At 72.5% G+C, this 12610-nt stretch carries 11 protein-coding genes; 8 read left to right on the forward strand and 3 right to left on the reverse strand.

The features are described 5' to 3' along the window. The 8 genes from EES43_RS30835 to rbsD form a co-directional block, all read left to right on the forward strand. On the forward strand, positions 1 to 1463 hold a 1463-nt coding region (locus tag EES43_RS30835), incomplete at its 5' end, for a WD40 repeat domain-containing protein (RefSeq protein ID WP_164493282.1). After that, the gene (locus tag EES43_RS30840; RefSeq protein WP_164493283.1) at positions 1460 to 1597 is read left to right on the forward strand and encodes a hypothetical protein; all 138 of its coding nucleotides are present in this window, start codon (positions 1460 to 1462) and stop codon (positions 1595 to 1597) included. The genes EES43_RS30835 and EES43_RS30840, both read left to right, overlap by 4 nt. Before the next feature lie 619 nt (positions 1598 to 2216). Continuing rightward, entirely contained in the window at positions 2217 to 3710 is a 1494-nt protein-coding gene (locus EES43_RS26360; protein ID WP_124271050.1) for a glutamate-cysteine ligase family protein, read from the forward strand. A 450-nt stretch (positions 3711 to 4160) separates the two neighbouring features. Then, entirely contained in the window at positions 4161 to 5180 is a 1020-nt protein-coding gene (locus EES43_RS26365; protein WP_124271051.1) for a LacI family DNA-binding transcriptional regulator, read from the forward strand. Then, positions 5177 to 6736 (forward strand): sugar ABC transporter ATP-binding protein, encoded by a 1560-nt coding sequence (locus tag EES43_RS26370; RefSeq protein WP_124271052.1) that lies wholly within the window; start codon positions 5177 to 5179, stop codon positions 6734 to 6736. Before EES43_RS26365 ends, EES43_RS26370 begins: the two co-directional genes overlap by 4 nt. After that, the gene (locus EES43_RS26375) at positions 6726 to 8681 is read left to right on the forward strand and encodes an ABC transporter permease/substrate-binding protein (RefSeq protein WP_124271053.1); all 1956 of its coding nucleotides are present in this window, start codon (positions 6726 to 6728) and stop codon (positions 8679 to 8681) included. The genes EES43_RS26370 and EES43_RS26375 overlap by 11 nt, the downstream gene beginning before the upstream one ends. 222 nt (positions 8682 to 8903) lie before the next feature. After that, positions 8904 to 9824, forward strand: a complete 921-nt coding sequence (locus tag EES43_RS26380; RefSeq protein WP_124271054.1) for a ribokinase — start codon at positions 8904 to 8906, stop codon at positions 9822 to 9824. After that, positions 9821 to 10210, forward strand: a complete 390-nt coding sequence (rbsD, locus tag EES43_RS26385; RefSeq protein ID WP_124271055.1) for a D-ribose pyranase — start codon at positions 9821 to 9823, stop codon at positions 10208 to 10210. The genes EES43_RS26380 and rbsD overlap by 4 nt, the downstream gene beginning before the upstream one ends. A gap of 45 nt (positions 10211 to 10255) precedes the next feature. On the opposite strand, the gene sph is transcribed toward rbsD, so the two are convergent. The 3 genes from sph to EES43_RS26400 form a co-directional block, all read right to left on the reverse strand. Beyond that, positions 10256 to 11236 carry a sphingomyelin phosphodiesterase gene (gene sph / locus EES43_RS26390; protein ID WP_124271056.1) on the reverse strand — a complete coding sequence of 327 codons (981 nt, stop codon included), beginning with the start codon at positions 11234 to 11236 and terminating at the stop codon, positions 10256 to 10258. Between the two features lie 130 nt (positions 11237 to 11366). Continuing rightward, positions 11367 to 11948, reverse strand: a complete 582-nt coding sequence (locus tag EES43_RS26395; protein WP_124272166.1) for a class F sortase — start codon at positions 11946 to 11948, stop codon at positions 11367 to 11369. Between the two features lie 168 nt (positions 11949 to 12116). Beyond that, the gene (locus tag EES43_RS26400; protein ID WP_124271057.1) at positions 12117 to 12545 is read right to left on the reverse strand and encodes a hypothetical protein; all 429 of its coding nucleotides are present in this window, start codon (positions 12543 to 12545) and stop codon (positions 12117 to 12119) included. Positions 12546 to 12610 lie beyond the last annotated feature (65 nt).

Genomic DNA, 12610 nt, shown 5'->3' on the forward strand with positions numbered 1-12610 from the left:
TGGTGCGGCTGTGGGATCCGACCACCGGGCGCCAGGTGGGAAAGGCGTACACCGCGCATCCCAACGAAGTGCACGCGCTGACAGCGGTGCGGTTGGCCGACGGGCGGACCCTCCTCGCCACCATCGGGAACGGCCGTGCCAAGGGCCTGTGGGATCCGAACACGGGCGCCTCCGTGGGCAGTGGCATCAGTGGACGACGGGCGGTAGCAGCCATACCGCTCGTCGACGGACGCGTCCTCCTCGCCACCGGCGGCACCGACAACACCGTGCGCCTCTGGAACGCGGCCAACGGCCGTTCCGGCGGGCGGCCCCTCACCGGCCACGCGGCGCCGGTACACGCCGCAGCCGCGGTACCGCTCGTCGACGGACGCGTCCTCCTCGCCACCGGCAGCGCGGACCACACCGTCCGCCTCTGGGCGCCGACCACCGGGCCTTCCGCGATCAGCGCGTCCGAAACCGCACGCGCGAGAGCGCTGCAGGCCGTGACAGCCGTGCCGGTGCCCGGCCGGGGCACGCTCCTGGCAACCGTCAGCCACGACGAACGCACAGTGAACCTGTGGGAAGCCCACATCGGCCACCGCCGCGCCGATCTGCCCACCAATCACACGGAGGCGGTACTCACCCTTGCCGCCGTACCCCTCGCCGACGGACGCACCCTGATAGCCACCGCCGGCATCGACAGGACCATCCGCCTCTGGGATACCGCCACCGGCCGCTCCACCGGCCGACCTCTCCGCGGACACACCGGGCCCGTGCGCGCCATCACCACGATGCAAGGCAACGACGGACATGCCCGACTGGTCACCGTCGGCGACGACCGCACCATGCGCCTCTGGCACCCCGAAACCGGCCGACTACTCGATCAACTGCCCACCGGCCATGGGGACACGGTGTACACGGTGACAGCGATACGCATGCCGAACGGACGCACCCTCCTCGCTACCGCGGGCGCAGACCAGACCGTCCGCCTGTGGGACGCATCCAACGGCGACCTTCTCCACTGCCTCACCGGCCACACCGGCGCAGTACACGCGGTGACAGCAGTGCCCCGGCCCCGTCGACCCACCCTCCTCGCCACCGCCGGCCACGACGGCACCACACACCTGTGGAACCCCTACACCGGCCGCCCGGCGGGGCGCCCACTCATCGGCCACACCCTGCCCGTCCGCGGGATCGCGGTCGTACGCCTCCTCGACGAGAACACCGTCCTCGCCACGGCCGGTGATGACCGCACCGCACGCCTCTGGCACCCAGCCACCGGGGCACTGCTGCGAACCCTGCCACTCGGAGTCAAGGTCACCACCCTCACGGCATTCGACGGCACGATGCTCTGCGTGGGATCAGAATCGGGACTGCTCGCCATCGAACTCGGCACCCCAGGAGCACCGTCTAGCGGGTGTATCTCGGTGTGTTCCGGGACTCCGGCGGTCGGTGTTCCTGATGACCGGGTTTGGGGTCCTTGAACTGGCCGGCCCGCGAGGGGCGGGAGCCGGATGATCGCGGTGAGGACTTCGCCGAGTTCCGGGGAGACCAGCAGCAGCCGCTCCTGGTCGAGCTGGGAGGGTGCGACCTGGAGCAGGGGCACGATCTCGCCTGACTTCCAGCCGGTTCGCCCAGGACCACAAGCGGTCAAACCAGCAGAACAGGCACATCGCTGTGCTGATGAACCCGCCCAGCCTGTGCAAGCCCTTCGCGGAACGGTCATCAACGAAGGTCAGCGAGTCGTGTCGACAACCCATCAGCGGCCAGAGGTGGTTTACACACATGTGCAGGTCGGCTGCGCCGCCGACCTGCCCCAGGCGCACCGGCAGCCCTCGCGAGCGGTCCCAGGCCCACGGCCCGCCGCTGGCGGTCGGCCGGCGGGACGCGTCGGCACCGCGTCGGCACCGGTCGGCACCGCGTCGGACACACCACCGGAGACGGCTGGAAGGTGCCGTGTGGCTCCCTGCGGGTTGGGCAGGGATAGCAGCGGTCCTCAGGAGGCGTCAGTGGATTCTCTGCCCTTGCAGGTGCAGTTGGTTCCTCGGCGAAGTCGAGACGGCCGGGGCGGAACCGGCCGACCTGGTGATCCCCCGTCCCTCCAGGACCTCACCGCCCGACGACGGCTCTGTGTGGCTCCGCCCCCACCAGCCTCGGAGGGTGCATGATCCGAGACGACGGCCGGTCGCGGTGGCAGCCGCGTGTCCGGTCCACGACGACAGCCGGGAGCAGGCCACATGGGACGTGATCTTCCGCAGCGCGAATTCACTGACGACGACGCTGTTCGGTTCGCGGCGCGGTTGCGTGCCTCCCTCGGTCTCCTCGACGGGCTGCTCTCCTCGCCCGGTTTCGGTGACGAGGAGAGGACGATCGGGGCCGAGATGGAGATGTTCCTGGTGACACCGGACGGTGTCCCTGTCCCCCGGAACGAGGAGGTGCGCGCGACGGCCGACGACTCCCGCCTCGTCCTTGAGGTCAACCGCTACAACCTGGAGGCCAACCTCACCCCTGTTCCCCTCCGCTTCCGTCCGTTCACAGCACTCCACGACGAAGCCACGGCTCTCCTGGACGTAGTGCGCGAGGCGGGTGCCGGGTACGGAGCCGAGCCGTACTGCGCGGGCCTCCTGCCGACGCTGCGCCCACGCGACCTGACGCGGCGCAACGTATCGCCCAGGGGACGGTACGCACTGATCGACGACGCTCTGGGGAGGGAACGGCGCGGACTGCGCGTCACCGGTGAGCAGCGGTACCGGATGCGCTCCGACACGATCTGCGCGCAGGGCGCCACCAGTTCCTGGCAGGTCCATCTCACCGTGCGCCCGGAGGAGTTCACCCAGGTCCACAACGCCGCCCAGCTCATGGCGGCCCCCGTCCTCGCCGTCGCCGCCAACTCGCCCCTGCTGATGGGCAGACGGGTGTGGGACGAGACCAGGATCCCCTGGTACGAGCAGGCATTCGGCCAGCACCGGCGTCGGGTCGTTCCGGCGGACCGGCGTTCCGGCTTCGGTCAGGACTGGCTGGGCAGCGACGTGCGGGAACTGATCGAGGCGTCGGTCAGCCGGCACGCGCCACTGGTGCCGTTCAACTCGGAGGGGCCCTGTGCCCGGCCCGACCGGCCCGGCGGCCTGCCGGCGCTGGAGGAGTTGCGGCTGCACCTGGGCACCCTGTGGTGGTGGAACCGCCTGGTCTACGACCCGGCCGGGGCCGGGCACCTGCGGATCGAACTACGCGCGCTGCCGTCGGGCCCGACGCCCGCCGACATGGTGGCCAACACCGCGTTGCTGACCGGGCTGGTCCTCGACCGCGCGGCACGCGAACCCCGCTGCGAACTCCCCTTCGCCCTCGCGCGGGAGAACTTCTACACCGCGGCCCGCGACGGCATGGCGGCCCGTCTGTGGTGGCCGTCCGAGTCGGCGGCGCCCGTCCGGGTGGCCGCCCGTGACCTGGTGAGGGAGCTGCTGCCGCAGGCCGCTGCGGGGCTGGCGGGTGCCGGGGTCGCGGACGACGAGGTGCAGCGGTGGCTGGGGGTGGCGGAGGCCCGGGTACTGGCCGGGCGTTCGGGGGCCCATTGGCAACGCCGGGCCCACCGCGCGCTCGGGTCGGACACCGCGACGGCTCGCCGCTACCTGAAGCTCAGCGCGACCGGCGCCCCCGTCCACAGCTGGCCGGCGCCTCGGCCCACCGCGGGTTCGAGCGGGAAGGTCAGGACGGTGAGCCCACCCGGCCTCTAGGCTCCCGCATCGGCATACGGGAGGACGAAGTGCGAGGTGCCGCAACCGCACGGGGGTGCTCTGTCGCCGGGGGCGGCGACGTGGATTCGTTCGTCACCTCATAGGTGGTGGCCCCTGCTTTCGCCACCGGTCAGGGACAGGGGTCCCAGTCCCTGACCCACCAGCGATGAAGACCCCAGTCGAGCTGGGGTCTTCTGCGTTTCGGGGCCCACGCCTCCCGCCGGGCCGTGCGGAACGCGCCCCCTTCCTCGCGCCTCACGTTCCTCTCGGGGACCTTCCCGCCCCTCCGTCCTCGCCTGTCACGATCCGGTCTCGGATCGGCGGCGAGGTCTTGCCTTCCGTCGTGTAATCGATTCCAATCGGGCGTGTAATCGATTCCACCGCGTCCGCGCTTCCCGGGCTGTCCGCTGGTTTCGAGGTGTACGGAAACCACAAGGAGGTGGTCCGGACATGGCCGGCATCAAAGATGTCGCGGCCGAGGCGGGCGTGTCCGTCGCCACGGTCTCGCGGGTGCTGAACAGCCATCCGTCCGTCAGCGAGGACGCCAGAACCCGCGTCGTCGCCGCCGTCGACGCCCTCGGCTACCGGCCCAACGCCGTGGCCCGCTCGTTGCGCACCGCGCAGACGCGCACCCTCGGGCTGGTCATCAGCGACGTACTCAACCCGTACTTCACCGAGCTGGCCCGCTTCGTCGAGGAGGAGGCCCGCGCGCTCGGCTACAGCGTCATCATCGGCAACGCCGACGAGCGGCCCGAGCTGCAGGACCACCACATGCGCACGCTCATCGACCGCAGGATCGACGGGCTCCTCGTGTCGCCCGCCGACGGCGGTTCGCCGCTCATGCGCGAGATCGCCCACAGCGGCACCCCGATGGTCTTCGTGGACCGCTGGATCCCGGGGCTCGACGTCCCCGTCGTCCGCGCCGACGGAACGGCCGCCGTGCAGGACCTCGTGGCGCACCTGCACGGCCTCGGCCACCGCCGGCTCGCCATCATCGCCGGGCCCGCGGCCACCACCACGGGGGACGAGCGCGTCGAGGCGTTCCGTGCCGCGCTGCGCGAGCTGGGACTTGCTCTGCCGGACGCGTACATCGGCCAGGGCGACTTCCAGGCCGCCAGCGGACGGCGCGCCACCGAGTGCTTCCTCGAACTGCCGGAGCCGCCCGAAGTCGTCTTCGCCGCGGACAACCTGATGGCCCTCGGCGCCCTCGACGCGATCCGCGCCCGCGGGCTGCGGGTCCCCGACGACATCGGGCTGGCCGCCTTCGACGACATCCCGTGGTTCGTCCACACGGCCCCGCCCATCACCGCCATCGCCCAACCGGTGGCCGACCTGGCCCGCGCGGCCGTACGGGCCCTGGCCGACCTGATCGACGGACGGGCCCCGCTCTCCGTCACCCTGCCCGCCCGTCTCGTCGTACGCCGCTCGTGCGGTGAACGGGACGCGCCCGACCAGAGGAGCGACCGGTGACCGCACCGGAGGAGTTGCTGCGCGTCGAGGGTCTGCGCAAGACCTTCCCCGGCGTGGTGGCGCTCGACAACGTCGACTTCGACCTGCGCCGCGGCGAGGTCCACGTACTGCTCGGCGAGAACGGTGCGGGCAAGAGCACCCTCATCAAGATGCTCTCCGGCGCCTACCGCCCCGACCGGGGGCGGATCTTCGTCGAGGGCCGCGAGGTGCGCGTCGACGACGCGCAGGCCGCCGAGGCGCTGGGCATCGCTACCATCTACCAGGAGTTCAACCTGGTGCCCGATCTGACGGTCGCGGAGAACATCTTCCTCGGCCGCCAGCCGCGCCGCTTCGGACTCGTCGACCACCGCCGCATGCGGGAGGACGCGGCGAGGCTGCTGCGCCGGGTCGGCGTAGACGTGCGCCCCGACGCCAAGGTCCGCGACCTCGGCATCGCCCGGCTCCAGATGGTCGAGATCGCCAAGGCGCTCAGCCTGGAGGCCCGCGTCCTGATCATGGACGAGCCGACCGCCGTCCTCACCTCCGAGGAGGTCGACAAGCTCTTCGTGATCGTGCGGCAGTTGCGCGCGGTCGGCGTCGGCATCGTCTTCATCACCCACCACCTGGAAGAGATCGCCGCGCTCGGCGACCGCGTCACCGTCCTGCGCGACGGGCGCAGCATCGACCAGGTGCCCGCCTCGACGCCCGAGGACGAGCTCGTCCAACTCATGGTCGGCCGCAGCATCGAGCAGCAGTACCCGCGCGAACGCCCCGACACCGGCGAGGCGTTGCTGTCGGTGCGCGGGCTCACCCGGGACGGCGTCTTCCACGACGTCGGCTTCGACGTCCACGCGGGCGAGGTCGTCGGCCTCGCCGGACTCGTCGGGTCCGGGCGCACCGAGGTGGCCCGCGCCGTCTTCGGCGCCGACCCGTACGACGCCGGCACCGTCGAGGTGCGCGGCGAAGCCCTGGCCCGGCACGACGTGCCCGCCGCGATGGGCGCCGGCCTCGGTCTGGTACCCGAGGACCGCAAGGGCCAGGGCCTGGTCCTCGACGCCTCCGTGCAGGAGAACCTGGGCCTGGTCACCCTGCGGGCCACGACCCGTCACGGTCTCGTCGACCTCAAGGGCCGGCGCGCGGCCGCGGCCCGGATCGCCGAACAGCTCGGCGTCCGCATGTCCGGCCTCGGCCAGCACGTCCGCACCCTCTCCGGCGGCAACCAGCAGAAGGTCGTCATCGGCAAGTGGCTGCTGGCCGACACCAAGGTGCTGATCCTCGACGAACCCACCCGGGGCATCGACGTCGGCGCCAAGGTCGAGATCTACCAGCTCATCAACGAGCTCACCGCGTCCGGCCACGCCGTCCTGATGATCTCCAGCGACCTGCCGGAGGTCCTGGGCATGAGCGACCGGGTCCTGGTCATGGCCCAGGGCCGGATCGCCGGCGAACTCCCCGCCGCCGAAGCGACGCAGGACGCCGTGATGGCCCTCGCCGTCGGCGCGGCGCCCATCGACCACCGCGCACCCGCCGATCACCCCGAAGCGAAGCAGGAAGAGGAGGGCCCCCGTGGCCACTGAGACCGTCAAGAGCGGCACGGGAGCGGGCGGAGCCTCCGTGATACGCCGCGTGCTGCTCGACAACGGCGCGCTGAGCGCCCTCGTCGTCCTGGTGGTGGCGATGTCGCTGCTCTCCGGCGACTTCCTGACCACGCAGAACCTGCTCAACGTCGGCGTCCAGGCCGCCGTCACCGCGATCCTCGCGTTCGGCGTCACCTTCGTCATCGTCTCCGCCGGCATCGATCTCTCCGTCGGTTCGGTCGCCGCCCTGTCCGCGACCGTGCTGGCCTGGTCGGCGACCTCGGCCGGCGTACCGGTCGTCCTGGCCGTCGTCCTCGCGATCGTCACCGGCATCGCCTGCGGTTTCGTGAACGGCGTCCTCATCTCGTACGGCAGGCTCCCGCCGTTCATCGCGACGCTGGCGATGCTCTCGATCGCCCGCGGCCTCTCGCTCGTCATCTCCCAGGGCAGCCCGATCGCCTTCCCCGACTCCGTCTCGGTGCTCGGCGACACGCTCGGCGGCCGGCTTCCCGTACCGGTCCTCGTGATGATCGCGATGGGTCTGATCACCGCGCTCGTCCTCGGCCGCACCTTCATCGGCCGCTCGATGTACGCGATCGGCGGCAACGAGGAGGCGGCCCGGCTCTCCGGCCTCCGCGTCAAGCGCCAGAAGATCGTCATCTACGCGCTGTCGGGCCTCTTCGCCGCCGTCGCGGGCATCGTCCTGGCATCCCGCCTCGTCTCCGCGCAGCCGCAGGCCGCCCAGGGCTACGAACTCGACGCCATCGCCGCGGTCGTCATCGGCGGAGCCAGCCTCGCCGGAGGCGTCGGCAAGGCATCCGGCACCCTGATCGGCGCGCTCATCCTCGCCGTGCTCCGCAACGGCCTCAACCTGCTCTCCGTGTCCGCGTTCTGGCAGCAGGTGGTCATCGGCGTCGTCATCGCCCTCGCCGTCCTGTTGGACACCCTGCGCCGAAAGGCGGGTTCGGGTGCGGCCTCCTCGGCCGGCACCGCGCCCGGCGCACCCGGGTCCGGGCGCAAGGGGGCGTTCAGGTTCGCCGGAGCGGCGCTCTGCGCGGCCGTCGTGGTCGGCGCGGTCTCCTTCTTCAACTCCGGTTCGTCCGGCGGCTCGACCAAGGTGGGCATGTCCCTCTCCACCCTCAACAACCCCTTCTTCGTGCAGATGAAGGAGGGCGCGCAGGCGGAGGCGAAGAAGGCGGGGGTCGACCTCACCGTCACCGACGCGCAGAACGACGCCTCGCAGCAGGCCAACCAGTTGCAGAACTTCACCGGTTCCGGCGTGGGATCGATCATCGTCAACCCGGTGGACTCGGACGCCGTCGGGCCCGCCGTCCGCGGCGCCGACACGGCGGACATCCCGGTGATCGCCGCGGACCGGGGCGTCAACAAGGCGAGGACGGCCACGCTCGTCGCCTCCGACAACGCGGCGGGCGGCAGGCTCGCCGCCGACGCGCTGGCCGACAAGCTCGGCGGCGAGGGCAGCATCGTCATCCTCCAGGGCACGGCCGGCACCTCCGCCAGCCGCGAGCGCGGCGCGGGCTTCGCCCAGGGCCTCAAGGCGTACCCGGACATCAAGGTGGTCGCCCGGCAGCCGGCCGACTTCGACCGGACCAAGGGCCTGGACGTCATGACGAACCTGATCCAGTCGCATCCCGGCATCACCGGCGTCTTCGCCGAGAACGACGAGATGGCGCTCGGCGCGGCCAAGGCGCTCGGCGGCAAGGCCGGGAAGTCCGTCTCCGTCGTCGGCTTCGACGGCACCCCGGACGGCCTGAAGGCGGTCGAGGCCGGCACGCTCTACGCCTCCGTGGCCCAGCAGCCCAGCGAGCTGGGCAGGATCGCGGTGCGGAACGCGGTCAAGGCCGCGAAGGACGAGAAGGTGGAATCCACGGTGAAGGTGCCGGTCAAGGTGGTCACCCGCGAGAACGTCGCGGACTTCTCCTGAACCGGCCGGCTGTGTCCGACCGGCCGGCCGCGTCCGGTCGGCCAGTCCTGTCCGACCGGCCAGTCCTGTCCGACCGGCCAGTCCTGTCGGATCGGCCGGCCGTGTCCGTTCAGCCGGCCGTATCCGTACGACCCGCCGCATCCGACCGTACGACCCGCCGTATCCGACCGGCGCGCGGCGCGGCCGCCGCTCACCGGGCCGACCGACGAAAGCAGGAAGCACATGAACGACACGACCCCCGACGGATACGACCTGCTGGTCGTCGGCTCGGCCAACGCCGACCTGGTCGTCGGCGTCGAACGCCGGCCCGCGCCCGGCGAGACGGTGCTCGGCTCGGACCTGGCCGTCCATCCGGGCGGCAAGGGCGCGAACCAGGCCGTCGCCGCCGCCCGTCTGGGGGCGCGGACGGCACTGCTCGCCCGGGTCGGCGACGACGACCACGGGCGGCTCCTCCTGGAGACGCAGCGCACGGCGGGCGTCGACACGTCCGGAGTCCTGGTGGGCGGCGCGCCGACCGGCGTCGCCCTCATCACCGTCGACCCCTCCGGGGACAACAGCATCGTGGTCTCGCCGGGGGCCAACAGCCGCCTGACACCCGAGGACGTCCGGGCGGCGGGCCCGCTGCTCGCCTCCGCCCGGGTGGTCTCCGTACAGCTGGAGATCCCGCTGGAGACCGTCGCCGAGACGGCGAGGTCGCTCCCGCCCGGCGCCCGCCTCGTCCTCAACCCGTCCCCGCCCGCCCCGTTGCCCGAGGCGGTCCTGTCGGCCTGCGACCCGCTCGTGGTCAACGAGCACGAGGCGCGGTACATCCTGGGCGCCGGAGCGGGCGACGATCCCCGCGCGTGGGCCGCTGCCCTGATGGCGCTCGGCCCGCGCTCGGTGGTCGTCACCCTGGGCGCGGAGGGCGCGCTGGTCGCCGACAGCCGCGCGGACTCCCTGGACCACCTCGTCAGCCCGAAGGTCGACGCCGTCGACACCACCGGAGCCGGCGACGCGTTCACAGCGGCCCTGGCCTGGCGGCTGGGGCGCGGCGACGACCTGCGCGAGGCGGCTGCCTTCGCGGTGCGGGTCGGGGCGGCGGCCGTCACGTCGCGGGGCGCGCAGGCATCCTTCCCGACCCTGGAGGAGGTCGACGCGCTGTGAAGAAGTCCGGCGTCCTCAACCGCCACCTGGCCGGGGCCCTCGCCGAACTCGGCCACGGGGACGGTGTCCTGGTCTGCGACGCGGGCATGCCGATCCCGCCCGGCCCCCGCGTGGTCGACCTGGCCTTCCGCGCCGGCACCCCGTCGTTCGCGGAGGTGCTGGACGGCCTGCTCGACGAACTGGTCGTCGAGGGCGCGACGGCGGCCCTGGAGGTACGGGACGCCAACCCGGAGGCCGCACGCCTCCTGGAGGGCCGTTTCCCGTACCTCGGCCTGGTCACGCACGACGAGCTCAAGGCGCTCACCCACTCCGCCCGCCTGGTCGTCCGGACGGGGGAGACGACGCCGTACGCCAACGTGTTGCTGCGATGCGGAGTGTTCTTCTGACGCCCGTGCCACGGCAGTGTCAGTGCCGCCATGACCCCGGTGCCCTCAGCCGCCCGAGGCGATCACCGGGTAGTGGTCGGAGAGGTTCGTGTACGTGTAGCTCGTGCCCCAACTGGAGACGGTCCAGGGGGCGCTGCGCTCCTTGACGACCTCGTTGCGCCAGCCGGTCGGCTTGGCGTGCCCGCTGCGGTGCAGCACGTGGTCGAGGTCCTCGCGCGGGTCGTCGGGGTAGCGCTCGGAGGCGATCGAGTTGTCACGGGTGTCGAAGGAGTACGGGTGGCCCGTCCTGGCGTCCGGCGCGCTCAGGCCCGCGTCGGCGAGGAAGGAGTCGTACTCGGCTGTGTGCCGGTCGACGTTGAAGTCGCCCGCCACGACGACCTGTTCGGAGGCGGGGATGTCCTTGGCGTCGAGGAAGGCGTCCATCGCCCGGAACTGGCGGCTGCGCGTGCGCGCGGCCTCGCCCGCCGTGCAGCCAGGGTCGGTCGACTGGGTGTGGGTGCCGACGACGTGGACCCGGACGCCGTCGACGTTCAGCACGGCGTAGGCGAAGCCCTTGTTGGAGAACCAGTCGCCGCCGCAGGCGTCCTTGAAGACGTACTGCTCCTTGCGGACGATGGGCCACCTGCTCAGGACGGTGACGCCGCCGTCCTCCGGCGTCGCCGCCGCGTAAGAGCCGCTGGTCGCGTCCCAGCCGCTCGTGCTCCGGCCGACCACCGGGGTCTGGTACGGGTACTGCGCGGCGGCGTTCCGCAGGAGGACGTCGGAGGCCCCGTTGTCGAACGCCTCCTGGATCACGACGACGTCGTTGCCCCGGAAGAAGGACGCCTTCGGAATCTCCGAAGCCCGGTGGTCCTGGCCCCAGTTGGGGTACAGGGCCTTGCTGAAGAGGAACGCGTTGTACGAGAGCACCCGCAGCGAGGGGGCGTCGTCGGCGGCGGCCTGCGGGGTGTTCGCGGCCAGGGTGACGGCGGCGAGCACGGCGGACAGGGCCACGCCGGTCAGGCGGCGGAACGCGGTGTGCGGCACGAGGTCTCCTGCTTCTGCTGAGAGTGGGTGCGAACCGGTGACGTACCGGTGACACCCATCAAAGCAGCGGCAGTTACCGGCGGGTGGACAGCGGACGCCGGCGGTCTGTCCGGCCGGCCGCCATCCGGACTCAGCTCAGGGCGGCGTAGACGATCAGGTTGTCCACGGGGTGGCCCTCCGCGTCGAACGCGCCGTCGCAGGTGACGAGCCGCAGCGCGCTCTCCTCGGTGGCCCCGTAGACCCGCTCGGTGGGGAACGCCTTCTTGCTGACCGTCTCGCGGCCCGTGACCGTGTAGCGCAGGTTCTGTCCCCGGCCGTCGCGGACCAGCACCTCGGCGCCCTTGCGGATGTCCTCCAGGTCGTGGAAGACGGCCCGCCCGAAGCGCGTGTCGTTGTGGCCGATCAGCACGGCCGGCCCCGGTCGGCCGGGCACGGCCCCGCCCGTGTACCAGCCCGCCGTCATGCCCTTCTCCGCGGGCGGCACCTCGACCGTCCCGTCGGCGTTGAGCCCCAGCTCCATCAGGGCGCTGTCCACGCCGATCGACGGGATGGACACGTGAGTGGGGGCCGCCGGTCGCCCGGCCGCGTCCGCCGTCGCCGGACGGTCCGTACCGGAGCGCCGCGGCGCGGACGAGGAGGCCGGGGCCGACGGGGCCGCGTCCGGGGGAGTGGAGGCCGCCGAGCAGCCGACCGGGGCGAGCGACAGAGCCAGCGCGAGGAGCGGGCCCCGGGCGCGGCGGTGGAGGGGGAGGCGGCGGAGGCGAGGAAGGGAGCGGTGGGGCGTACCGGGCACGGAGGACTCCAGTCGGCGGCGGTTACGGGCGTGGCGCCGCCCCGGTGCGGGACGGCGCCACGGTCGTGACGGGTCGGTGACGGCGGGTCAGGCGGTGTGGCGGACCGCCGGGCGGCGGCGCAGCACCACGGTGCCCGCACCGGCGAGCAGGGCGATGCCGGCCGCCGACCCGATGAGGGCCGCGGTGTCGTCGCCGGCGGGGCGCTCGCCCGCGGCGACGCCCCCGCGCGGGACGGTGGTCGTCGCCTTCGCGTCCTTGGGGAGAACGGAGGGCGCCGGGCGGTCTCCCGCGGCGACGCCGCCGCGCGGCGTCACCGCGGGGCCGGTCGACTTCGTCGCGTCGGTGGGGGCCTTCACGCGCTCCGGCTTCGGCGAAGCGGAGGAGAGGACCTTCGCGGGGCGGTCGACGGGCGCGGACGCGTCGGCGACGGCGGAGGCGGCCGGAAGGAGCACCGCGCCGGCCGCGACGGCGGCGAGCACGGCGATGCGCAGGGACGGACGGGAGGTGAAGGTCATACGGTTGGCTCCTTTTCCTGCTGCCTCGCGCGTCGGGCCGGATGCCCGGGTGCGGGAGAGGACGA

Origin of the sequence: Streptomyces sp. ADI96-02 (genome assembly GCF_003846185.1) — a bacterium.
GTDB lineage: Bacteria > Actinomycetota > Actinomycetes > Streptomycetales > Streptomycetaceae > Streptomyces.